Genomic DNA, 22526 nt, shown 5'->3' on the forward strand with positions numbered 1-22526 from the left:
TCATATATCCCTATTCAAACGGTAAGATTGAAGCTAAAAACACACATATTAAAACCTTAAAACGGGTATCCTATGGATTTAAATCATTTGAGAACATGAAATTAAGAATATTCATGATGAATCGCCTCATTGAAGTAAAATAAAAAAGATGAATGGAACGAGTTCCACTCATCTTTCGACTTCATTTTGACTCATCAGTCCTATTTGACAAAGAGCCTTTTAATCTTGATTTAACTGTTTCAAACGGTAAATTTTAGAAGGTCGACCAATTCCAATAGGTCTTTCCCCGATTTCTTCTAAGTACGGAAGTAAGGCTTTTTTAAAGTTTGAGTGATCGATATCACGGTAAGGAATACCTAAAAATTTAGCAAACACTTTTCGTGCCTCTGTAATCGAAAAGTCTGCTCCTAAGACATGTAAGACTTTAGGTTCATGATACATTTTATTTTTAACTCGGTTAAAGGCTTTGATGATAATTTGTTCATGGTCAAAGGCCAAAGTAGAAGGGCCGACCGAAGAGTTTGTTTTTAAGTTTAAAATGATGCTGTCGTGTTCTGGATGAGTGAGATGTAAGAGGTCACCCTCTCTTTCAATATGGAACCACTTAGCTTCTTTCGCATCATCGCCAGCTGTTAGTGGCTCTTCACCGATAAACGCAAGATAACTCACTGTAATCACCCAGCCACGCGGATCTCGATGAGGTGTGCTAAATGTGTGAAGTTGTTCGATATTTTGCTTACTAATGGTCACGTTAGTTTCTTCTTTAGTTTCTCTGATACAACTATCTGCCGTTGATTCATGAGGATTAACAAAACCACCAGGTAAGGCCCATGCAAAACGAAAAGGGTGCGTATTACGTTGAATAAGCAATAGTTTAAGTGCGTCTTCTTGACGATTATAACTCATCAAAACATTATCAACCGTGACAGACGGTTTCTCATATTTAGGTTGTGCCTGTTTGGCATACCAACTTAAAAAGTCTTTCTCAGTTGCTTGTGTTTCGTAATAGTGTTTTTCCTGCTCTTTTGATTCAAACTTTTGCACGTGATGACATCCTTTCAACTGATGATACCATTTCATTGTATCAGAATTCATTTAAAAGTAAATTATTTACCGCTAAGATAGACATAAAAAAAGAATGAGCGAGAAATGCTCATTCTTTTACGTTATCGTTATTTTTCACGAATTACTTCAATTTTGTAGCCATCTGGATCCATAATGAAATAATAAGAAGGTGGAACACCTGGCAAAGCTTTTAAATCAGTGACATCAAAGCCTGCTTCTTTTTGTTTAGCATGTAAGCTTTCTAAATCATCAGAGGATATGGCAATATGACCGTAACCGTTACCTAAGTCGTAAGCTTCATGATCGTAGTTATAAGTTAATTCTAACTCATAATCATCGCCAGGTAAGGTTAAATATACTAAAGTAAATTTATTTTCTGGGAAATCTCTTCTTCTTGATTCTTCAAAACCAAAAGCTTTTTGATAAAAATCAAGCGATGCTTCTAAATCTTTTACGCGTACACATGTATGTGCCATTTTCATTTTGCGTATCATCCTTTCTTTTTTAACTCTCCATTAAGTGTAACAAAAACACCATTCAATGTGAATTATCTTGCTTAAGCCCATGTTTTTAAGGCATAGGCGACGCCAGCTTCTTCGTTTGTAAGAGAAATTTTATCTGCATACTGTTTCGTTTTGTCTGTTGCATTTCCCATAGCAACTCCGATACCGGCATATTGTAACATGGAAATATCATTTTCATTGTCACCTATCGCCATAGTTTCTTCCTGTTTAATGCCTAAACGTTGAGCTAAGTCGTGAAGGGCATTGCCTTTACTTGCTTCTTTGTTCAAGACTTCTAAAAAGTATGGCATACTTTTGACAAAGGTATACTTGTCATAGAGTGATGCCGGTATTTTTTTCTCAGCAGCGTCTAAAACGTCTGGTTCATCAATCAACATCATTTTGCTAATCATCATGTCAGGGTCCATTTCTTCCACCGTGCGGTAACGAATAGGCATATTTGTTAAATAGGATTCCAAAACAGTGTAAGGACTGATATTACGGTTTGCTGTATAGATGGCTTCCATATCTTCAACATGTAAGTGACTGCCGATTTGGCGACTAAGTGCTTCTATTTCAATATATTCGTCATGCGTTAAAACGTGTTTAACAAGGACTTCATGAGAACCAGCAGTTAAGACGAGTGAGCCATTGTAGCTAATAATATAATCGGTATCACTCGTTAAGCCTAACTCTTTAACATAGTCAAGCATACCGATAAGAGGTCTGCCAGATGCTAAAACAATTTGAACGCCTTCGGCTCTTTTTTGCTGAATAGTCTCTTTTACTTCTGGTAAAATTTCGTGATTATTGTTTAATAGTGTTCCATCAATATCAATGGTGACAAGTTTTATAGTCAAATTATGGTCTCTCCTTTAATTCTGGAGCGCGTACGCGTCCATTGTGTATATAAGATTGAAATGTTTCGAAGTCAGTTGCAAATAAGCTCTCTTTGGGGTCGGCGAGCATTTCTTTAGGGAAATAAAAACGTTCATCTCCATAGGTTTGTCCGGATAAAGCGGCGACTAAAGCACTGAGTTGTGAAAGCTCAATTAATGTGCCGTCTTTTTCCATCATTTCGATTTGCGTCCGTGGGTATTTTTGATCGGGACGATAAAAGTCATAAGGCAAATCAAAACTTGTATTAATCGCCGTATAGGCCGCAGCATTATAGCCGACTTTTTCGATTAGAGCGGTCATTTCCTTTATTAAGTCAGTGTCGTTTTCTAATGAAAAAGTCACGGACTTTAAAGGATGCCGATTTAAAAAGCGATTGGATAAATCACTTAGTAACGAATTTGATGACTGACGCCACAAAACAAAACAACTATTGAGTACATTATCATCTAAATTGAGATAATCTTCAAGTGTATACTCATTTTTGAAAAAAGGGACGAGTAAACGCGAATGTTCTTCAAAAGGTTTGGGATTTTTTTGATAACATATTGCGCCTTGTTTTAATAAGTGATCGAGAATGACTTCCATACCCCGAGAAACAGGATGAAAGTAAATCTGCATATACATTTGATAACGGCTGACGACATAGTCCTCGACAGCGTGCATTCCATTGGTTGTAAAGGTAATGCCATCACGATGAGGACGTATCACACGTAAGATACGTGTTAAATCAAACGTCCCATATTCCGTGCCTGTAAAATATGCATCTCGTAACAAATAATCCATCCGGTCGGCGTCAATCTGACTGGATATAAGTTGGACGACTTGTGGATTAGGATAGTCTTTACGAATAACACTGGCCACTTTCTCAGGGAATCCTTCTGCCACTTGATTTAACACTTGGAAAACTTCTGTTTCCGGTGAAGTAATGATAGCAATTGTAATTTCTTCATGGTTTGTTTGAAAAATCGTTTCAAAAGTATGAGAGTACGGGCCGTGTCCAATATCATGAAGAAGGGCCGCACATAAGGCGACTAGTCGTTCGTTGTCATCCCATCCATGAACGGGATCGACTGCTATTGAGTAATTTCGTTCAAATATGTCACAAATTCGGCGAGTGATTTCATAGACACCTAACGAATGTGAAAAGCGTGTGTGCTCACCTCCGTGAAAGGTAAAAGAAGTGGTTCCTAGTTGTTTAATTCTTCTTAAACGTTGAAACTCGCGTGTATTGATTAAGTCTAAAATGACCGCATGCTGAACGTGTATATAGTTATGAACAGGGTCGCGAAAAACTTTCTCAATAGGTAGGTACTCGTTATGATTATTTTGCGTCAAATTGCTCACCTATTTCTGTAAAAATACTTTCATTTCGTTTTGCCATTTTTTTAAGATGAGGAGCTAAAGTCGTCTGGAACTCTTCTGACGCTAGTTTCTCTGCACTCAACGTCTCTAAAGAGGCATTAAGCGTTTTAGTAAACACGTCTTTTATACGTCGTTTAACTTCTGCCACACTTAACTCGTCGCCCAACAGGTCGGATAAGTTCGACATCGCTGTCGGCTCGACTAAAGGATAGACGTGCTTGGACCGTTCGGCGTCTCCTTTAGCATAAAAATCATGCATAAGCTGACTTCGATGGTATTGATTTCCGTTAACGCTCAGGTAAATCATCACACTAATCCCATTTTTAATTCGACGCTGTGCAATACCTGCAAACTTTTGATCATTGATACTTAAATCAAAGTCGCCCGGACAGTAAGAATTCACAATCTCTTTAGCTTCTATCGTGACCTTATAATCATGAAAGGCTTCTTGTATAATAGCAGTCATGATTTCATATGCGGGATTAATCTCGAGATTGTGGTCTTTTGGTTGCGGAATAATCAAAGAAAAATTAAGCACACCAGCATCGGCGACAATGCCCAGTCCGCCTGAGCTACGGAACATGACGTGATAGTTTTCTTCTTGTAAAAAGTTTAAGGCATGAGCTAATTCTGGTAAGCGTGAATCTTTCATTCCTAAAATCACCGTATTGGGTAGTTGCCAAAAATGAAGATAAGGTCGTTGATGTTCCCCAACGTTTAACGTAAAAGCATCGGATAAAGCAAATGGTACGAAACGTTGCTCATTTGGCAGGACACCTTGATCGTAATAGTAGTAGTTTTGATAGAGGTCAAGTGGTTGTAATTTCATTATGTCTGTCCATCCTTTAATTAGTATATGTGTTTATTATAACTGAAATAGCTAATAAAAGAGATATATTTGTATCAAACATTCCCTTTCACTAAAACAGACAAATGAGTGATAGTTTGGTAAAATAAAGAAGAGAACATAAAAAGTAGGTGAAACGATGTCACAATCACGCAAAACGACGCCAATCATGCTGACGCTACGTACAGAAATTTATCAGCATGATGAATTGGAAGAATTTTTTTATGAAGTGGAAGGCCAATTAGTCGAAATTGGTGGCACCTTATATTTACGCTATCAAGAGCCTGAAGATAAAAATCAAGCAGCTACGAACGTTACTATTAAATTGAACCCTTACGGAAGTGTTCAACTTATTCGTGACGGAGAGAATCGTATGCGTTTAAGATTTAGCTACCAAGACAAAAATGATACAGATTATTTAACCCCTTACGGTATGTTAACGATTAGTACCATGACACATAACTTACGAGTGACGTTGAAAGACAGACCGCTTTCGGGGACGGTAGCGATTGACTACGATTTGATGGCTGGGGAAGAAAAACTAGGTGTTTATCATTTGCGCTTGAAATTCACAGCATAAAGCAAAAAGAGATTGCATTTTTAGTAGTAAATACGGTATGATAAAGAGTAGACTGCGAAAGGACGTGTACTGTTTGGAAATGAAAATTTTTGAAGGTGTTAACAAACATGAATTATCAATGATTGAAGTCGCACATGCTATTTTAGAAGAGCGCGGCGACATCATGGAATTTTCTGACTTAGTCAACCAAATCCAAAACTATTTAGAAAAAGCCGATAGTGAGATTCGAGAAAATTTATCTCAGTTTTATACAGATTTAAATATCGATGGAAGTTTTATATCGTTGGGTGAAAATCGTTGGGGATTACGTTCATGGTATCCAGTTGATTCGATAGACGAAGAAGTATCTACCTTTGCGGATGAAGATGATGAAGATCGTCCAAAACGACGCAAACGTAAAAAAGTAAATGCTTTTCTTGATATGGATGATGAAGATGCAATTGATTACAATGACGATGATCCTGAAGATAGTGATATTGACGAAGAAGATGACGATTATATCGTAGATGACGAAGAAGTCGACGAAGACGAAGAAATCGCTGCTTATGGAAAAGACTTATCAGAAATCGGTGCAGATGATATGACCGATGACGACGAAGATATTCCAGACGAAGTTGAAAATGAACTAACGATTATTGATGAAGATGATATCGATGCTGACTTAGACTTTGAAGACGACGAAGAGGAAGAATAAAAAGAACGCGAAAGAATTTTCTTTCGCGTTCTTTTTTTATTTTAATGGAAAAGTCGACGAAACCAGTTACTTTTTTGAGGTGGTTCGTCAGGCGATGTGTTAGATTCCTCGATAGGTTCTTCAATATCTTCCATCATATCTGAACTAAAGTCGGGTAAAAACTGACTATCAATTTCCCCTTTCTCTAAGGCAACCCAGAAATCAATCATAGGCATGTTGAAATATTCTAAATCGTTAAGGTGAAAACTTTTAGGAATGACAACGACTTGCTGGTTATTGGCTGCAAGATAATCACCATCGATGGTTCGTGACACGACATGATAGTGATGCGTATCTAAAAATGCTTGAGAAATGGTTGTATCAGAAGCTAGATACGTCATTTCTTCTTGGAATTGAGGGATAAAGCGTTGACGATCGAGTAAAAAGTAATCTAAGTATTGAAACAATTTGCGTTCTTCAATATATGAAAGAAATGTTTGGATGTCTTTGTCAGGGAGTCGGTATTGAACGGTGTTAAACAGTGTACTCATTTTTTTGCCTCCTTTGGTTTATTTGGAATGGTGACATTAAAATTTATCGTTCCTGTAGGTAGCGTGCTCTGTCCTTCCATATGTATTTCCACCGGCATTAACTCTTTTTCATCGTAGATCGGAATGACGCGATAGCGAATATGATCTCCATTATCCGCTGCACTGCGAATAGCGTTTTCGTATTTTGTCATATAAGGACTATTCACTGGGAACTGGTATAATGTAACGAGATTTTTCGGATCATCACCCGTACCACCGAGTTGATTGCCAATTAAATGGCCGCGAGCGTGATTATGTGGCTCTAAACCAGAGATAAAGCCGGGTGGACGTATTGACTGATTAGCTTTAGTACCAGTACCTATCATGTCGGGTGTAATAAGCGCTTCAGCCCCTGTCGCGCGTTCAAGATGGTCGAGTGGGAAGAGTTTAATCCACCCCGTTTGACTATCTTTTAGCTCTTCTTTTGTAAACGTAGCTGCTCCATGTTCGACTGGCTCGAATTCATTATATGTTTTGCGGTCAGTCGAGACCGTTCCAATTTGACTTTCTGGAAACCACTCATATAAAAAGTCAGGTACTTGAAAGCCTAAAGCAGCTAAAATAAGAATAACAATGGTGATAAATGAAACGAGTGTAGGGTTTAAACGATTGCGAATCGCTTTTTTATTTTTCTTTGACATGGTTATAATAATCCTTTCAAAACGTACTTAACGCTAGTATACCGTATTCAAATCAAAGTTGAAACCTGATTTTTTATAACGTAAATGTTAGAAATCGAGAATAAAGACAGGTATAATAAACAAGAAGAGCAATCAGAGGAGGAATAGTATGAGCTATGTGGCATTGCGAGATGTGTATAAGCGGTATCAAATGGGCGAGTCAGTGATAGTTGCTAACGATGCAATATCTTTTGAAATAGAAGAAGGCGAATTTGTTGTCATACTGGGGCCAAGTGGCGCCGGAAAATCGACAGTATTAAATATTTTAGGTGGAATGGACACGGCTGATGAAGGCCAAGTTTTGGTTGATGGCGTTGATTTAGTCGGGTTAAACGAGAAAGAACTGACAACATTTAGACGCTATGATATAGGATTTGTTTTTCAATTTTATAATTTAGTGCCTAATTTGACAGCAAAGGAAAATGTGGAATTAGCTTCGCAAATAGTACCTCATGCACTAGATATTGACGAGGTACTTGCGCAAGTGGGGTTGACTCATCGTCAAGATAATTTTCCTGCACAACTATCAGGTGGAGAACAGCAGCGCGTAGCGATTGCGCGAGCGTTAGCGAAAAATCCTAAATTATTATTATGCGATGAACCAACCGGTGCTCTTGACTATGAAACGGGAAAACAAATACTGGGGTTACTTCAAACGAGTTGTCGAGAAATGGGCACGACTGTTGTAGTTATTACACATAACTCCGCGATAGCACCAATGGCCGACCGTGTCATACGTATTAATGATGCGCGCGTTCGTAGTGTTGAATTAAATGAAAAGCCTGTCCCAGTAGAGTCAATAGAATGGTAGGGGACGTGTGATGAAAAAAACAGCATTGTGGAAAACAACATGGCGTGAAATACGTCAATCAAAAGCACGTTTCTTATCAATATTAGGGATTATCTTATTAGGGGTCTCACTGTATGCGGGGGTAAAAGCAACCGGTCCTAATATGCTAAAAACGGCTGATAGTTATGTGAAACGACAACATTTGATGGATAACCAATTAATCAGTACGGCTGGTTTTTCTAAAGAGGACGTTGATTTTGTTAAGAAAGCCGAATTTATAGAAACAGCAGAACCAGGTTACTCATTAGATTATAATCTTGAAAAAGATAATCGGACGATACGACTGTACTCTTGGCATGAAAAAATAAAGCTTAATCGTCCTGTGCTAGTGGAAGGGAAAATGCCGAAAAGTTCTGGAGAGACGGCAGTCGATTATCGGGCAAGTTATTTACAAGATATCAAAATCGGGGATACTATTACTTTATCCGATAGTGACGTAGAGGGACTCAAACAAAATGAATTTCGCGTAGTCGGCTTTGTTAATTCACCTCTTTATATAGAAAATATGAGTCGTGGGACAACTCAAGTCGGTAAAGGGTCTTTAGACTTTTTTATGCTTATTAATGAAAAAGATTTTGATTTGCCTGTTTATACCGAGATTGCGATTAGCTATCAAGGTCTAAATGACAAAGTAACATATAGCCAAGAATACGAACGGACATTTAAGGCGTCACAAAAAAAATTAAAAAAATACTTAGCAAAGCGCCCGCAACAAACGTTAGATGAATGGAAAACAGAATATGAAAAACCATTAAAAGAAGCAGAGTCAGAGCTTAGAAATAGTAAATCCGATCTAGATGACGCTCAACGAATCATTGAAGAAAATGAGAGGAAGCTTGAAGATGGACGCGTGCAGTTAGCGGACGGACGTGCGGCTTTGTCGCAACAGTTAGCAGAAGCACGCCAACAATTAGATGCCAAAGTAAAAGAACTAGAACAAAAGAAACAAGAATTTGAAAAACAAAAGCAGACGGTAGAAGTGCAATCAGCTCAATTAGAACAAGGACGTCAGCAATTAATAGCTGGTGAGCAGCAACTTCATCAACAAGTGACACAGTTGAAAAACGTTTTTGAACAACAACTTGCTCAGTTAGAAACAGCTCCGGAGCTTCCAAATCTAGAGCCAAAAACAACGGAAGATGAAATAGCAAGTTCTGAAGAAATTGAAGAAAGTCAGCCGGAAACGGAACCAAGCCAACCACCATTGCCGACACCGGAATCTCCAGAGTATTTATTGTTAAAACAAGTTGTTTTATTTCTGGGCAGATTAGAGCAAGCGGACTATGTTTTACCTTTGTCTAATGAGTTACGACAAGAATTTCAGCAACTAAAAGATGGTATACCTGAATTAGCTAGTTTAGAGTCGGGAATTGATGAATTTCGCAATCAATATGAAGCTTTTTCAAATGGTATGGCACAATTAACAAGTGCTAAAGGAGCTATTATGGCGGGAGCCGATCAGCTTTACCAAGCAGACGAACAACTTTCTCAAGGCTATCAACAACTAGAGCAGAAAAAACAAGCCGCTACCGAGGAACTTGATATCAAGGAAAAGGAGTGGCAAGAGGCTAATGCTCAGTTAGCAGAAGCACGCAACAAGTTAGCTGAAGGACAACAAGAGTGGGAAAAAGGACAGGTAGAATTAACAAAACAAAAAGAAAAACTATCTGAGCTAAAAAAACCAGCGTACCTTTATTTGACGCGTGATGATTATCCAGGTTTTTCAGAGTTTAAAGAAAATGCTGACCGCATTTCTTCTATCGCAACGGTTTTCCCCGTTTTCTTTTTCTTAATCGCAGCGCTCGTCTCGCTAACAACGATGACGCGTATGGTTGATGATAAACGTGGAGAAATCGGAACGATGAAAGCCTTAGGCTACAAAAATCATGAAATTGCTTTGAAATTTATGTTATATGCCGCCTTAGCGGCAACGATAGGGCCAACCTTAGGACTTTTAATAGGGTTTAACTTGTTTCCAAATGTGATTTTTGATGCGTACGGGGCACTTTATAATTTACCGAAAATTACGATTGTATATTATTCACGTTACATTATTCAGTCGTTTGTCGTGGCAATTGCCGGTACGCTTCTTGCGACATACGTTGTCTTGCGTGTTGACTTGTTAAGTCAGCCAGCTATTTTAATGCGACCGAAAGCACCAAAAGCAGGTAAGCGTATTTTACTCGAGCGTATTCCATTTATTTGGCGTCGTTTAAGCTTTAACCAAAAAGTGACCGCCCGAAATCTTTTTCGTTATAAACAGCGGATGTTTATGACTGTTTTTGGTGTAGCGGGTGGCATGGCGCTTATGGTAACAGGCTTTGGGTTGCGTGACTCCATTACGGATGTTGTCGCGATTCAGTTTGACAAACTTTGGGATTATCAGAGTATAGTAGTACGCGACAGTGAGGAAAAAGTGACCGATTTATTAAAAGAAAGCACGCATTATCGTGATGATTTAGCTATTTCACAAGAAATGATGACAGTGAAAAAGAAAGGCTTAACCAATCAAGAAGTTTACGTTACAGTGCCAGAAGAGATGGATAAGCTACCGAATTTTGTATTGTTTAATCAACGAAAATCAGGAGACGTTTTCAAATTGGGTGATGAAGGGGCATTCGTAAGTGAAAAGTTAGCGAAACTATGGCAACTATCGCCGGGAGATACGTTAAAACTATATGACAGTAAAAATCGAAGTCATGAAGTGAAAATCGCTCGAGTTATTGAGAATTACGCCATGCACTATCTATACTTATCTCCTAAGTACTATGAAGAAGTATTCGGAAAAGCGCCAACTTATAATGTTGATTTAGTTCAGACAGACGCGATGACGGAAAAAGAAGAGGCACAAGTCGCAGAAAAGTGGATGAAATCTGATAATATCTTAAATGTGACTTTTTTAAGTGAAACGAGTGATGCGATGACGGATACGATTGATAGTCTGACTGTTGTTGTATGGGTTTTAATTATTTGTGCGGGTACTCTAGCCCTAATCGTTTTATATAATTTGACGAATATTAACGTTGAAGAGCGTATTCGTGAGCTATCGACAATTAAAGTTCTTGGTTTTTATCATCGCGAGGTGACGATGTATGTTTATCGCGAAAATAATATTTTGACAGTTTTGGGAATAATTGTAGGTGGCTTTTTAGGAAAGGCACTTCATCGTTTTGTATTAGAAACAGCTGAAGTGAATCAATTAATGTTTTCACCCACGATACATTGGCAAAGTTATGCTTATGCAGGAGTGTTAACCTTATTCTTTTCTCTCATCGTCATGTTAATCATGCATCGTAAATTAAAAAAAGTTGATATGATTGAAGCATTAAAATCTTCTGAATAAGTTAAGAAAAGCCTTGAGATTTTTCTCAAGGCTTTTTCGATTTTTCTTTTGACGGATATTGAAATAGTGTATACTTAAATTAAGCAATGGTACGCACCAATTGTTGGGAGGAGGTTATCTAAATGGGTTCATTATCATTAGAAACAATTTATTTTTATGGGTTGCTAGTCTGTGCGGGGATTGCCATTTTACTTTTCTTGTTTGGTGATATTTTTGAGTTTGACGGTCCGTTAGATCCAATGTTAATTGTTCCGTGGTTAGCATTTGTTTCACTAGTTGGTTTTTTAGGAGAGCGTTTAACTACTTTGTCGAGTCTTTTTATTTTATTAATAGGGGTAGCGCTTGCAACGATTTTGGTTTTCCTATTAAACTTTTATGTACTTGTACCACTGAAAAATTCAGAATCTACACTCTCAACTACTGAAAAAAGTTTTGAAGGGCGTGTCGCCACCGTTGTGACACCGATTCCGATAACGGGAATGGGAGAAATTAAGATTAGTAGCGTTACAGGATCAACAACCCGTCCAGCAAGTTTTTACGAAGAACAAACAGAGTCAATTAAAAATGGTAGTCAAGTATTAATTATTGAAGTAAGAAATCACGTATGTTATGTGGTGCCTTATAAAGAAAATTTTATATCATAAGGAGATGAAGTGATGGCAGTAGGAGTATTAGTAGCAGTAGGGATTTTTGTTTTTATTTTATTAATGTTGTTGGTTGTATTTATATCAAAATATCAAACAGCCAAGCCAGATGAGGCATTAATTATTAGTGGTTCATACTTAGGCACGAAAAATGTGCATCGAGATGAATCAGGTAATAAAGTTAAGATTGTACGTGGTGGTGGTGCTTTTGTTTTACCAGTTTTCCAACGCTCCAATCGTTTAAGCCTGTTATCCAGTAAGTTAGATGTGTCCACTCCGGAAGTTTATACAGAACAAGGTGTACCTGTTATGGCAGATGGAACGTCTATTATTAAAATCGGTTCTTCTGTTGAAGAAATTGCTACAGCGGCTGAACAGTTTCTAAGTAAAACACGTGAAGAACTTGAAAATGAAGCACGTGAAGTATTGGAAGGACATTTACGTTCGATTTTAGGTTCGATGACTGTTGAAGAGATTTATCAAAACCGTGATAAATTTAGTCAAAGTGTTCAAGAAGTGGCGAGCGTGGATTTAGCCAAAATGGGCTTAGTCATTGTATCGTTTACAATTAAGGAAGTGAAAGATAAAAATGGCTATCTTGATTCACTTGGTAAACCAAGAATTGCTCAAGTAAAACGTGATGCTAATATTGCTGAAGCAGAAGCGGATAAAGAAACACGGATTAAGCGAGCACAAGCTGAAAAAGAATCCCAAAAATCCGAGTTAGAACGACAAACAGAAATTGCCGAAGCCGCTAAAGAAAAGGAATTAAAATTAGCAGCTTATAAACAAGAGCAAGATATTGCAAAAGCGAAAGCTGACCAAGCATACAATCTTGAAAGCGCGAAAGCACAACAAGAAGTAGTCGCTCAAGAAATGGAAGTTAAAGTAATTGAAAGACAAAAGCAAATTGAATTAGAAGAAAAAGAAATTATCAGAAGAGAAAAACAATATGATTCTGAAGTGAAAAAGAAAGCAGATGCCGATCGTTATGCGCGTGAACAAGAAGCCTTAGCTAGTAAAGCACGCGAAGTTGCTGAAGCAGAAGCTGAACAATTCCGTGTGGAAGCAATGGCTAAAGCAAATGCCTCAGAAGTTCGTTTAGCTGGTCAAGCAGCGGCAGAAGCTATCTTAGCGAAAGGGCAAGCTGAAGCGGAAGCAAAAGCTAAAATTGCGGAAGCGTTCAAACAATATGGGGAGGCAGCGGTTCTAAGTATGGTCATTGAAATATTACCAAGTATCGTGAAAGAAGCGGCTCAACCTCTTGGCAATATTGAGAAAATTTCCGTTGTTGATACCGGTAATGGAGAGAGTAAAAATGGAGGAGCGAACCGCGTGACGAACTACGCTACTAACTTGCTTGCTTCTTCGCAAGAAACATTAAAAGAAACGACAGGCTTAGATTTAAAAAATTTATTAGAGAATTTTGTAGGAAATCAGCCACAGAACAAAGAGAACATGAATGATGAATAAAAAAAGGATTGGCCAGCTAACTGGTCAATCCTTTTTTTGTGCATTTTCCAACACGTTTTGTAATTGTTGAATTTCTTTTTGCTGTCGAGCGACTTCATTTTTTAATTTCGCGATATGTAAGTCTTTAGGAGTAACAGTTACTAATTGACGGGGTGGTGCTTTAATAGTGCGATTGACTACGAAAGCAATAAACATACCAACGAACGACCCTAGCACGCGGTGAATGACGAAGCCGAGTGTTTGATTTTCAGGGGTGTTGAACGCAATGATTAAGAAAGTCGCAGTCCCCCCGATAATTCCTTTGTGAGCACCAAGTGAATCTGCCATGACGATTAGAAATATGACAAATAGTGGTATGAGAATGAGTTCAGCTAAATTGGTATTGCCAATCGCTTCTTCGCTGAGGTAAAAAAGAATGGCTGATACGCCCCCTAAAGCAACCCCCAACACTCTTTTACGTCCAAATTCGTAAGTGCTAGATAAATCTTCACGTAGTGTAAAGACGGCCGTTAAACACGCAATCATCGGATTATCCTGACCAAATAAGCGCATAACGATGATAGATAATAAGACAGCAATCCCGGTTTTGAATGTACGATAGCCAAGGCGAAAAGGTCCTATTCGCATCGAATCCCTCCGTTTCACATTTCTTTTACTATACCATAAAATTTAAAGGATTTTTAAAAAATGTTGTTTATTATCGAAGTCGAATAAAACATGGTAAAATAGAAAGAGAAAGGATGTGACGAGTGGTAGATGGTGGTTAAGTCAGTCAAAATGGCAATCAGTGCAACGCTTGCGATAGTAACGGCTCAGTGGTTTGGATTGCTAAATCCTGCTTCTGCGGGTATTATTGCCATTCTTAGTTTAACTGATACAAAGAAATCAACAGTTAAAATTGGACTAGGACGATTGCTAGCACTAGGTATTGCGACCTTGATTGCAGGAGTCTTTTTTCATTTGATAGGTTACCGTGCGTTAGCATTTGGTGCGTATTTAATTTGTTTTGTACCAATTGCGCTCTCATTTAATCTCGCCGATGCCATTCCGATTAGTTCCGTTTTAGTGACGCATTATTTATTAGTTCAAACTGTAGATAGGTCGATGATTATTAATAGTTACTCCTTGATGTTAATTGGTGTCGGGTGGGCGTTACTGTTTAATTTATACATGCCCAGTACGGACAATCGACTGCAAACTCTTCAGTTGGAAATTGATACGGCGATTAGCGGTTTACTTGCTTCCTTTGCAGAGAGACTGCAAGGAGATGATAGTCAGAAGCAATCAGCGAGTTTATTGGCTGAATTAAATGCCCAACTTATTACAGCACAGAAGATGGCGTTACATCATGCGGATAATCACTTACTACAAGATACGCGCTATTATATAGAGTATTTTACTATGCGCCATAAACAAGTCGAAGCGATTGAGAGTATGTGTTATTTAATCAATGAAATAGAAGTGGCTGATATTGCTGCCACTCCGATTGTCACGATTCTTGAGAAAACTTCTCGAGAATTTGATGCTCATAATCCTGTGAGTGAGCTGTTAAATGACTTAGAAGTCACATTTGATTTTTACGAACAGAGTCCGCTACCTAAGACACGTTCAGAATTTGAAAGTCGAGCAAAATTGTATCAATTCATGACGGAGTTTCACCACCTTTTAGAAGCAAAGGCGATTTTTATGCAACAACAAACTGATGTAAAATCAGTCTAAAGACGTGTGAAACGAGTGACGTAATATGTTATTTTAGAAAGGAGAATAAATGATGCATGAAGCATTAGTAGCAATTATTGAAGACCGGGTTCAACATCAATTTTTAACCGCGCAAGAATTTTGTGAAACCTATTTAAAAGTAGATGTGAGTGAGTGGGAGTCGTGGAAAAATGGAACGGGAACCTTGAATACCGAAGCCATGCAATTAGTTAAAAATTTATTTTCAGACTATGAATGGATGCTTATTCAAAAATTAATCCGTCAAGCTATTCTCTTCCCTGAGAAAAGAAATTATATTGTAATGGAATATAAGCGTCTTAAAACGCTGATTGCAAAAAAATGGATTAATAGTGGTGAGGCAATGGTTGAATTGATTTCACAACAGGAGTCGGCTACTCGCCGTGAAAAAGCGTGGTCAGCAGCGCAAGGAATGATTAATTTAAAAGTATCCTTACAGTATGACTCTTGGGGCTATGATGATATTTTATACTTTCATTTACCAGCAGTTGTCCAAAGACAAATTGAAGATGCGCCTGTGGATTTATTAGAATGGGTGAATGAGAATTTAACAGAAACATATATTCAAGAGAAAAAGGACGTGTAAGAAGTTCATGGCAAAAAAAATATTGGCGGGATTCGTAATGGTGCTAATCATTGTTACAAGTATTCGCTTGTTTAATAGAGAAAGTCAACCAGCACCTTCCACCACTAAAACACTGGCGACTGAAAGGCGTCAGTCTTCATCGGATGCTTCTACTGAAGCGAGCGAAGTTTATGATGATTTGCCGGTAGGGAGCAAAGAAGATCCAGCCTTGATATTAGTCAATCATAATCAGCCGATGAAGGAAAATACGGTTCTACCCATTACGATTATGAAAAATGGCTACGAAATCGCTGAAATGGCCTTTGATGCCTATTATGCATTGGAGCAAGCAGCCAAGGAAGCAGGTCTTGACTTAACGGTTGTTTCCGCGTATCGTTCGGTAGAAAACCAGCAAAACGTCTATGATAATTCCATTCAAGAATATGTGGCACAAGGAAAGTCTGAAGAACGTGCTAGAAAACTGACAGATGATTATATCGCCATTCCTGGTACAAGCGAACATCATACGGGTTTAGCTTTGGATGTCGTCGACCAAGATTGGTACGCTGATGAAAAAGGACTTGAACCAGAATTTGGACAGACGAAAGCTGGAAAATGGTTAGCTAATAACGTAACCGATTATGGCTTTATTATTCGCTATCCAAAAGAAAAAGAAGAAATCACAGGGATTCAATATGAACCTTGGCACATTCGATATGTAGGAAAAGAACATGCAGCGTATATGAAAAAATATGATTTGACGTTGGAACAGTATATAGAACGATTTGAAGAGAAGGAGAAAAATGGCACGAAGAAAAGTGACACGAAAAAAGTGGAAAAAGAAGGTAGATCATCTAAGTAGTATTGTCATTAGCTTATTAGCCTTATATGGTTTTTTTACTGTAATGAAGATGATGATAGGAGATATGCCCAATTCATTGGTAAGTAGCAGTTCTAATCATGTTTTGGTAGAATCATCTCCTTCGCATGAAGCATTTATCGAACAACTCGCTCCGACTGCTCAGCAGTTACAAGATGAGTTTGGTGTGTTACCAAGTATCATTCTGGGACAGGCTATTCTTGAGTCAGACTGGGGGACTAGTCAATTAGCTGCAAGTTATTATAATTTGTATGGCATAAAAGGATATGACGATACCAGTGTGATGTTGGAAACCAAAGAGTTTGTTGATGGTAAGTGGAAAACAATCCAAGCCCCTTTTAAAGTATATGGGAACTGGGAAGAATCCATGCGTGACCACAGTTTGTTATTCGTAAACGGTGTAGACTGGAATCCCCAACTATATCATGCTGTTTTACAAGCGACCAATTATCGTGATGCCGCTGCTGCACTGCAATCAGCTGGCTATGCCACGGATCCTAATTATCAAGAAAAAATAGTATCTGTTATTGAAAACTATCAATTAGCACAATATGATAGTAGATAAATTATCAAATAGTAAAGTAGGAAAAGTGATGTCAAAGTTATATATACAAGGTCAAACTATAGGAATTGTAGGGGGCGGGCATTTAGCACGGATGCTAACGCTTACCGCTCATAAACTAGGATTAAAAGTAGCGATATTAGATCCCCTCGAACACTGTCAAGCGTCTGCTGTTGCGGACTGGCATATTCAAGGAGAGTATCATAATGAAGTATATTTAATGCAATTAAACCAGATGAGTGATTTTATTATTTTTGAATATACGAGTTATGTAGAAAGTCAAACACTACCTCTATTAAAAAGCTTACCTCAGGGGCTGGCAGTCTCAGAGTTAGCACATCATCGGTTAGATGAACGTCGTTTTTTAAATGAAAGTGCAGTAAACATTCCACCGTTTGAGATTGTTCACAATCTTGTTGAAGTGTATGAAGCGTTGGAAAGTATTGGATTTCCTTGTGTGTTAAAAACGGTTAGACGGACACATACGCAAGATGACTATTTTGAAATTAAAGAATTATCAGATGTTAAAAATGCACAGCACCTCTTTAAAGAAGGACCCTGTTTATTAGAATCTGAAATTCCGTATAGTAAAGAAATACGGGTTTCAGTTGTTAGTAATGGAGAAGAGGCGCCCGTATTTTTCCCGATTGTAGAAAAAAAATTTCTTACTGGACGGTTAGAAGGGTATTATTCAAACGCGAATCTTTTGCGTGAGGAACAGGATGAAGTTTATCGTATTGCAGAAATCTTGAGTGATAGCTTAGCTGTACAAGGTATTTTAACTATTAAAATGAAGATTAATGAATTTGGCATTATTTATGTCACAGGTTTTGAGCCTACGACCTTAGATGACGGCATCTATTCTGAAGTGGCGTGTAGCATGTCACAGTTTGAAGCGCATATACGTGGGCTTTGCGGGTGGCCATTGCCTCTTGTAACGGTCTTAGGTGAGTGGTTAACTGTTCCAATTAGACAAGCGCAATACTCGTTAGCCGTCACGCAACTGCCTTTTCAAGCGGATTGGCGATTTTTATTTTACGGACAGAAACGTGCAGAATTTGATGAAAATAGTTTGTTAGGTCATGTGCTAATTCCGGCCGAAGACCGAAACGAAGCTATAGCGAAAATGATTAGTTCTCATATTTGGAATGATTAGAAGGGGCATTGTATGGTATCTCAAAAAGTAAAAAAACAAGTGGTCGACTATTTGCAGCGTGCCATTGTGGCCGGTCAATTGCCACCAGAAAAAAAACTAATAGAGACGGAGATTGCAGAAAAATTAGCAGTCAGTCGCTCGCCAGTACGTTCAGCCTTTAAGGAATTGGCTGACATGGGTTTAGTGGAAATGGTTCCTAATAAAGGAGCGTATGTCGCTGCTAAATCGTTGACACCAAAAGAATATGTTGAGCGTTTAGAGTTTTTAGAGTTATTGTTAATTCAGTTTTTATTCTATCAAGAAAAAAGAAGTGAACTTTTAAACGAGCGAGCATTGTCAGAAATACTAAAAAGAATTGATGATTATCGAAAGCAGCGTGCTTTAATCGAAGAAGAAATGTTAAAGTTTTTTGAGTTGTTGACGAGAGACTATCCTAATAAATATTATCAAGAAGTCTTACTACAAACCGCTTCAGATTTAATTCGTGCAGACTTTAAACAACTCACACAGAAAACAAGACCGTTTGGGCAACTCTTTTTATATCATTATGAAGTTTTCATAAAGCACGTCTCAGAAAATAATTTTCCGTTAGCTAGAAGAGAAGTTCGATTATGGATAAATAACTTAAAATTAGAAATTGTTGACCAACAGGATTTGGGAGAGTGGGACAAATATCGAAAGGAACAAGACTAGATGAATTATATTGAAATTGGCGGTGAAGCAGCCCTTTGTGCTTCACAAATAGGTGTAGGGTGTATGCGGTTTAATCGCTTGACGATGACAGAGGCGGTTGATTATTTGAATCATACGCAACAGTTAGGTATTAACTTTTTTGACCACGCTGATATTTATGGAAAAGGGAGTTGTGAAACGCTTTTTGGAAGAGCGTTAAAGCAAACGTCTATCGAGCGTGAACAGCTGATTATTCAATCTAAATGTGGCATTCAACCGGGATTTTACGATTCGTCGAAAGCCCATATTCTAGCCAGTGTTGATCAGATTTTGCATCGTTTAGGTGTCGATTATTTAGACATTTTGGCTTTACATCGTCCCGATGCTCTGATTGAACCAGAAGAAGTAGCCGAAGCATTTGAACTTCTTCGAGAAAGTGGTAAAGTTAAATTTTTTGGTGTGAGTAATTTTCATCCGCTTCAAATTGAGTTGTTAAAGCAAGTATTACCTATTGATATGCCGTTAGTGGTCAATCAGTTACAATTTGGTTTAATGGCTAATCATATGGTGGCTGAAGGGATTCATGTTAATCGTCATGAAGCCGAATCGATTAATCGAGATGGTTACGCATTAGATTATGCTCGACTTCATCAGATGACGGTACAGGCTTGGTCGCCTTATCAACATATGACGGAAGGATTGTTTATCGACCAACCAGAGTTTCCTGAAATAAATGCGTTGTTAAGTGAATTAGCTGATAAATACCAAACTACTAAGACGGGCATTGTAACGGCTTGGAATCAGCGACACCCAGCTAATATTCAAACATTAGCTGGTACGATGACTAAAGAACGTCTGACAGAAATTGCTAATAGTAGTCACATTGTTTTATCCCGTGCAGATTGGTACGCGTTGTATCAGGCTTCAGGCCATGTTTTACCATAAAAAAGACCTTTCATTTAAGCGAAAGGTCTTTTTTATTAAAGGTTTGAATAATACCTGTTTCTTTTTTTATGAGACTGTTAACGATAAGTGAGCTCAAATCGTCTCGTTTAATGGGTAGGACGTTTTGGACTTTTTGACTAATAAATGGAATATATTTGAGGATAGCGAGAGAATAGCCAAAGAACAAGGACGATGGTCGGTCTTTGTCAACTACTAGCCCTGATTGAATAATTAGAGATGAAAGTGGAGCCTGTGTAATCAGTGTTTCCGCTTGCTTCTTAGTTGTTAAGTACGTAGGCGACATCCAAGGACTTTTTCCAGCAGCAGACAAATAAAGATAATGAGGAATCTCGTTTTCGATTAAAACAGGCAATAAACCTCGCTGTAAGTCAACGTGATAGCGTTGGAAAGTTTGATTTGTTTTTTTATTTTCTTTTAATAACCCAATCAAGTTAATGACGACGGGTTGTGCAGAGAGTAGTGATTGCCAAGAAGAAAAATCAAAGACATCTGTTTTTTGCCACGTTATAGAAGGGTGATGTTTCCATTCTTCTTTAACATTTTTACCACCAGAACGTGACAGACTGGTGACATGAAAACCGTGTTCGGCTAGCTTGACACAGACGGCCTGACCAATAAAACCACTACCGCCTAAAACAATAACGTTCATCGTGGCACTCCTTTCCAAATATTAGGCAGTTTATAAGAAAGAATTGAATCTTTCTTAAATACAGTATACTATGAAGTCACTACTAAACGATAGTAAGACAATGTAAGTAAGGTGAGGGAATATTTGTGATAAAGAAAAATAAGCAGCCTAAAGCTAATTATCGCTTTACGCCTGTTCAAGCTATAACAGCAAGTTTTTTAATGGTAATTGTCATCGGTACGTTTTTACTGTCGTTACCGATTTCGTCAAATTCAGGACATACGAACTTGTCAGATGCCGCCTTTGTAGCGACTTCATCGGTTTGCGTGACGGGTCTTACCACCGTGAATACGGCAGCTCACTGGAGTTTGTTTGGCCGGATTGTGATTATGTGTTTGATAGAAATTGGCGGAATGAGTTTCATGTTAATGACGCTAATCGTGGTCATGTTTATGCGAAAAAAAGTGAACTTCCAAGCACGATTAATTTTTAAAGAGTCTTTAAACTTAGGTGAATACTCAGGGGTCTTGAAGTTAGGATTGTATGTATTAAAATTTTCATTTGTGACACAAATGATTGGAACGATTTTATTTTCTTTTTATTTTATCCCTAAGCATGGTGTATTTAATGGTTTGGGACACAGCGTTTTTCATGCGATTTCAGCTTATTGTAATGCTGGTTTTGATTTGTTTGGAAATAGTTTAGAAGGAGTGCGGACTAATAGCTACTTTATGTTAGTGGTTAGTGGTCTGATTATTGCCGGAGGTCTGGGATTTGTCGTTTGGCGAGATTTGTTAACTTGGTACAAACGCCGTAAAATGACCTTGCATACTCAGTTAACATTGCGTATGACTATTATTATTTTAATCAGCAGTTTTATATTGTTTTTACTATTCGAAAATAATTTACAAGCATATAGTGATCAATTAACTCCGTTTCAACGTATTGTGAATACATTTTTCCTTGCGGTTACACCAAGAACAGCAGGTTTTAATAGTATTCCATATGCGGATTTATCACATGCTAGTTTATTACTAACGATGATGTTAATGTTCGTCGGCGGAAATTCTGGCTCGACAGCAGGTGGGTTAAAAGTATCAACATTAGGTGTGCTACTACTTCATGCATGGGCGACAATTAAAGGGAAGAATCGGACAGTTTTTCACTATCGTACGATTAAGCAAGAAATCGTCATGCGTGCTTTTGCACTCTTTTTTATATGTGTTACCATTACGATCACCGCTACTGCGTTACTTTCTGTAACAGAAGTAATACCGCGTGAATTTGGTATCGAATATGTAGCTTTTGAAGTCTTTTCGGCGTTTGGCACAGTAGGTGTCACGTTAGGTTTAACACCCCATTTAACGATGATAGGCAAGCTTGTCATTATGTTACTTATGTTTATCGGTCGTGTGGGAGTGTACACCTTCTTATTATCAATCGCGGGTCGTCAACGCAACAATGAGGGATTAATACGCTATCCTGAAGAGCACGTGATGGTCGGTTAATTTTTTAAAATTAAAAAAATCATACTCATGCTGTATAGAATATTTGACAAAAGGAATCTTTATATGTAGTCTAGTAAGTGTGATAAAAATAGAACAATCTGTTAGGTGAGGCTCCTGTCTGGAAATACGCTACTGCCCTCCAATAATCGAGAGAATATTGTGATGAGTTTTTTAGGGTCAACTGAAATTGTCGAACAAGGCTTTTTCTAATGTAGCTGATAGTGATTGATAACTATCTAAGCCATTCAGTGCTAAAACTCGACGTTGAGATTTGGCGTATTATATAGAATAACGTTGTTATTTATAATGCACTCTCGTGTCGAGAGTGCATTTTTTGTTTTA

General features: G+C 38.0%; 24 protein-coding genes and 1 riboswitch. Of the genes, 15 read left to right on the forward strand and 9 right to left on the reverse strand.

Annotated elements, in window-relative coordinates:
• On the forward strand, positions 1–143 hold a 143-nt coding region (locus CBF33_RS09200; protein WP_148112236.1), incomplete at its 5' end, for a transposase.
• A 76-nt stretch (positions 144–219) separates the two neighbouring features.
• Here CBF33_RS09200 and CBF33_RS09205 read toward each other — a convergent pair.
• From CBF33_RS09205 to CBF33_RS09225, 5 genes are all read right to left on the reverse strand, one after another.
• Entirely contained in the window at positions 220–1044 is an 825-nt protein-coding gene (locus CBF33_RS09205; RefSeq protein ID WP_126763654.1) for an NUDIX domain-containing protein, read from the reverse strand.
• Between the two features lie 128 nt (positions 1045–1172).
• Positions 1173–1547 carry a lactoylglutathione lyase gene (gloA, locus tag CBF33_RS09210; protein WP_126763656.1) on the reverse strand — a complete coding sequence of 125 codons (375 nt, stop codon included), beginning with the start codon at positions 1545–1547 and terminating at the stop codon, positions 1173–1175.
• 74 nt (positions 1548–1621) lie between these two features.
• The gene (gene yidA, locus CBF33_RS09215; RefSeq protein WP_126763658.1) at positions 1622–2428 is read right to left on the reverse strand and encodes a sugar-phosphatase; all 807 of its coding nucleotides are present in this window, start codon (positions 2426–2428) and stop codon (positions 1622–1624) included.
• Between the two features lies 1 nt (position 2429).
• Positions 2430–3803, reverse strand: a complete 1374-nt coding sequence (locus CBF33_RS09220) for an HD domain-containing protein (RefSeq protein WP_126763661.1) — start codon at positions 3801–3803, stop codon at positions 2430–2432.
• The gene (locus tag CBF33_RS09225; protein WP_126763663.1) at positions 3790–4659 is read right to left on the reverse strand and encodes a lipoate--protein ligase family protein; all 870 of its coding nucleotides are present in this window, start codon (positions 4657–4659) and stop codon (positions 3790–3792) included. The genes CBF33_RS09220 and CBF33_RS09225 overlap by 14 nt, the downstream gene beginning before the upstream one ends.
• Positions 4660–4816: 157 nt before the next feature.
• On the opposite strand from CBF33_RS09225, the gene CBF33_RS09230 reads away from it, so the two are divergent.
• Together CBF33_RS09230 and rpoE are read left to right on the forward strand one after the other, a co-directional pair.
• On the forward strand, positions 4817–5257 hold the full coding sequence (locus CBF33_RS09230; RefSeq protein ID WP_126763665.1) for a YwiB family protein: 441 nt from the start codon (positions 4817–4819) through the stop codon (positions 5255–5257).
• A gap of 73 nt (positions 5258–5330) precedes the next feature.
• Positions 5331–5951 (forward strand): DNA-directed RNA polymerase subunit delta, encoded by a 621-nt coding sequence (gene rpoE / locus CBF33_RS09235; protein WP_126763667.1) that lies wholly within the window; start codon positions 5331–5333, stop codon positions 5949–5951.
• Between the two features lie 41 nt (positions 5952–5992).
• Here the strand turns inward: rpoE and CBF33_RS09240 are convergent, their stop codons facing one another.
• Positions 5993–6481: a hypothetical protein gene (locus CBF33_RS09240; RefSeq protein ID WP_126763671.1), complete on the reverse strand. Its 489-nt coding sequence runs from the start codon at positions 6479–6481 to the stop codon at positions 5993–5995.
• Positions 6478–7161, reverse strand: coding sequence for a DNA/RNA non-specific endonuclease (locus tag CBF33_RS09245; protein ID WP_126763674.1), 684 nt, complete (start codon positions 7159–7161; stop codon positions 6478–6480). Before CBF33_RS09245 ends, CBF33_RS09240 begins: the two co-directional genes overlap by 4 nt.
• A gap of 148 nt (positions 7162–7309) precedes the next feature.
• On the opposite strand from CBF33_RS09245, the gene CBF33_RS09250 reads away from it, so the two are divergent.
• The 4 genes from CBF33_RS09250 (at position 7310) to CBF33_RS09265 (ending at position 13510) form a co-directional block, all read left to right on the forward strand.
• A complete protein-coding gene (locus CBF33_RS09250) occupies positions 7310–8011 on the forward strand; it encodes an ABC transporter ATP-binding protein (protein WP_126763677.1) in 702 nt (233 codons plus the stop codon).
• A 10-nt stretch (positions 8012–8021) separates the two neighbouring features.
• On the forward strand, positions 8022–11393 hold the full coding sequence (locus tag CBF33_RS09255; RefSeq protein WP_126763679.1) for an ABC transporter permease: 3372 nt from the start codon (positions 8022–8024) through the stop codon (positions 11391–11393).
• Between the two features lie 122 nt (positions 11394–11515).
• On the forward strand, positions 11516–12037 hold the full coding sequence (locus tag CBF33_RS09260) for an NfeD family protein (RefSeq protein ID WP_126763682.1): 522 nt from the start codon (positions 11516–11518) through the stop codon (positions 12035–12037).
• Between the two features lie 12 nt (positions 12038–12049).
• Entirely contained in the window at positions 12050–13510 is a 1461-nt protein-coding gene (locus CBF33_RS09265; RefSeq protein WP_126763684.1) for a flotillin lipid rafts scaffold protein FloT, read from the forward strand.
• A gap of 24 nt (positions 13511–13534) precedes the next feature.
• Here CBF33_RS09265 and CBF33_RS09270 read toward each other — a convergent pair whose 3' ends face one another.
• Entirely contained in the window at positions 13535–14137 is a 603-nt protein-coding gene (locus tag CBF33_RS09270) for an FUSC family protein (protein WP_126763686.1), read from the reverse strand.
• Positions 14138–14266: 129 nt separating this feature from the next.
• Here CBF33_RS09270 and CBF33_RS09275 point away from each other — a divergent pair, with 129 nt between their 5' ends.
• From CBF33_RS09275 to CBF33_RS09305, 7 genes are read left to right on the forward strand one after another with little or no spacing between them, the layout of a single operon-like run.
• A complete protein-coding gene (locus CBF33_RS09275; protein WP_126763688.1) occupies positions 14267–15229 on the forward strand; it encodes an aromatic acid exporter family protein in 963 nt (320 codons plus the stop codon).
• Between the two features lie 52 nt (positions 15230–15281).
• The gene (locus CBF33_RS09280) at positions 15282–15833 is read left to right on the forward strand and encodes a hypothetical protein (RefSeq protein ID WP_023605646.1); all 552 of its coding nucleotides are present in this window, start codon (positions 15282–15284) and stop codon (positions 15831–15833) included.
• Between the two features lie 7 nt (positions 15834–15840).
• Entirely contained in the window at positions 15841–16674 is an 834-nt protein-coding gene (locus CBF33_RS09285) for a M15 family metallopeptidase (protein ID WP_126763690.1), read from the forward strand.
• The gene (locus CBF33_RS09290; protein WP_126763692.1) at positions 16616–17257 is read left to right on the forward strand and encodes a glycoside hydrolase family 73 protein; all 642 of its coding nucleotides are present in this window, start codon (positions 16616–16618) and stop codon (positions 17255–17257) included. The genes CBF33_RS09285 and CBF33_RS09290 overlap by 59 nt, the downstream gene beginning before the upstream one ends.
• A 28-nt stretch (positions 17258–17285) precedes the next feature.
• Entirely contained in the window at positions 17286–18410 is a 1125-nt protein-coding gene (locus CBF33_RS09295; RefSeq protein ID WP_170167790.1) for an ATP-grasp domain-containing protein, read from the forward strand.
• Between the two features lie 12 nt (positions 18411–18422).
• Positions 18423–19103 carry a winged helix-turn-helix domain-containing protein gene (locus CBF33_RS09300; protein ID WP_126763696.1) on the forward strand — a complete coding sequence of 227 codons (681 nt, stop codon included), beginning with the start codon at positions 18423–18425 and terminating at the stop codon, positions 19101–19103.
• A complete protein-coding gene (locus tag CBF33_RS09305; RefSeq protein WP_126763698.1) occupies positions 19104–20027 on the forward strand; it encodes an aldo/keto reductase in 924 nt (307 codons plus the stop codon).
• 10 nt (positions 20028–20037) lie between these two features.
• Here the strand turns inward: CBF33_RS09305 and CBF33_RS09310 are convergent, their stop codons facing one another.
• Positions 20038–20697 carry an NAD-dependent epimerase/dehydratase family protein gene (locus CBF33_RS09310; protein WP_126763700.1) on the reverse strand — a complete coding sequence of 220 codons (660 nt, stop codon included), beginning with the start codon at positions 20695–20697 and terminating at the stop codon, positions 20038–20040.
• Positions 20698–20822: 125 nt separating this feature from the next.
• Here CBF33_RS09310 and CBF33_RS09315 point away from each other — a divergent pair, with 125 nt between their 5' ends.
• The gene (locus CBF33_RS09315; protein ID WP_126763702.1) at positions 20823–22184 is read left to right on the forward strand and encodes a TrkH family potassium uptake protein; all 1362 of its coding nucleotides are present in this window, start codon (positions 20823–20825) and stop codon (positions 22182–22184) included.
• A gap of 90 nt (positions 22185–22274) precedes the next feature.
• A riboswitch (M-box (ykoK) riboswitch) is annotated at positions 22275–22461 on the forward strand.
• The last annotated feature ends 65 nt before the right edge of the window (positions 22462–22526 follow it).

The sequence above is a fragment of the Vagococcus lutrae genome (assembly GCF_003987555.1).
In the GTDB taxonomy this organism is placed as follows: domain Bacteria; phylum Bacillota; class Bacilli; order Lactobacillales; family Vagococcaceae; genus Vagococcus_A; species Vagococcus_A lutrae.

Coding starts and splice junctions, on each gene's coding strand:
- gloA (WP_126763656.1), bottom strand. CDS start 1,547: ATGAAAATGGCACATACATGTGTACGCGTAAAAGATTTAGAAGCATCG.
- CBF33_RS09225 (WP_126763663.1), bottom strand. CDS start 4,659: ATGAAATTACAACCACTTGACCTCTATCAAAACTACTACTATTACGAT.
- CBF33_RS09230 (WP_126763665.1), top strand. CDS start 4,817: ATGTCACAATCACGCAAAACGACGCCAATCATGCTGACGCTACGTACA.
- CBF33_RS09240 (WP_126763671.1), bottom strand. CDS start 6,481: ATGAGTACACTGTTTAACACCGTTCAATACCGACTCCCTGACAAAGAC.
- CBF33_RS09245 (WP_126763674.1), bottom strand. CDS start 7,161: ATGTCAAAGAAAAATAAAAAAGCGATTCGCAATCGTTTAAACCCTACA.
- CBF33_RS09250 (WP_126763677.1), top strand. CDS start 7,310: ATGAGCTATGTGGCATTGCGAGATGTGTATAAGCGGTATCAAATGGGC.
- CBF33_RS09255 (WP_126763679.1), top strand. CDS start 8,022: ATGAAAAAAACAGCATTGTGGAAAACAACATGGCGTGAAATACGTCAA.
- CBF33_RS09260 (WP_126763682.1), top strand. CDS start 11,516: ATGGGTTCATTATCATTAGAAACAATTTATTTTTATGGGTTGCTAGTC.
- CBF33_RS09265 (WP_126763684.1), top strand. CDS start 12,050: ATGGCAGTAGGAGTATTAGTAGCAGTAGGGATTTTTGTTTTTATTTTA.
- CBF33_RS09270 (WP_126763686.1), bottom strand. CDS start 14,137: ATGCGAATAGGACCTTTTCGCCTTGGCTATCGTACATTCAAAACCGGG.
- CBF33_RS09275 (WP_126763688.1), top strand. CDS start 14,267: ATGGTGGTTAAGTCAGTCAAAATGGCAATCAGTGCAACGCTTGCGATA.
- CBF33_RS09280 (WP_023605646.1), top strand. CDS start 15,282: ATGCATGAAGCATTAGTAGCAATTATTGAAGACCGGGTTCAACATCAA.
- CBF33_RS09285 (WP_126763690.1), top strand. CDS start 15,841: ATGGCAAAAAAAATATTGGCGGGATTCGTAATGGTGCTAATCATTGTT.
- CBF33_RS09290 (WP_126763692.1), top strand. CDS start 16,616: ATGGCACGAAGAAAAGTGACACGAAAAAAGTGGAAAAAGAAGGTAGAT.
- CBF33_RS09295 (WP_170167790.1), top strand. CDS start 17,286: ATGTCAAAGTTATATATACAAGGTCAAACTATAGGAATTGTAGGGGGC.
- CBF33_RS09300 (WP_126763696.1), top strand. CDS start 18,423: ATGGTATCTCAAAAAGTAAAAAAACAAGTGGTCGACTATTTGCAGCGT.
- CBF33_RS09305 (WP_126763698.1), top strand. CDS start 19,104: ATGAATTATATTGAAATTGGCGGTGAAGCAGCCCTTTGTGCTTCACAA.
- CBF33_RS09310 (WP_126763700.1), bottom strand. CDS start 20,697: ATGAACGTTATTGTTTTAGGCGGTAGTGGTTTTATTGGTCAGGCCGTC.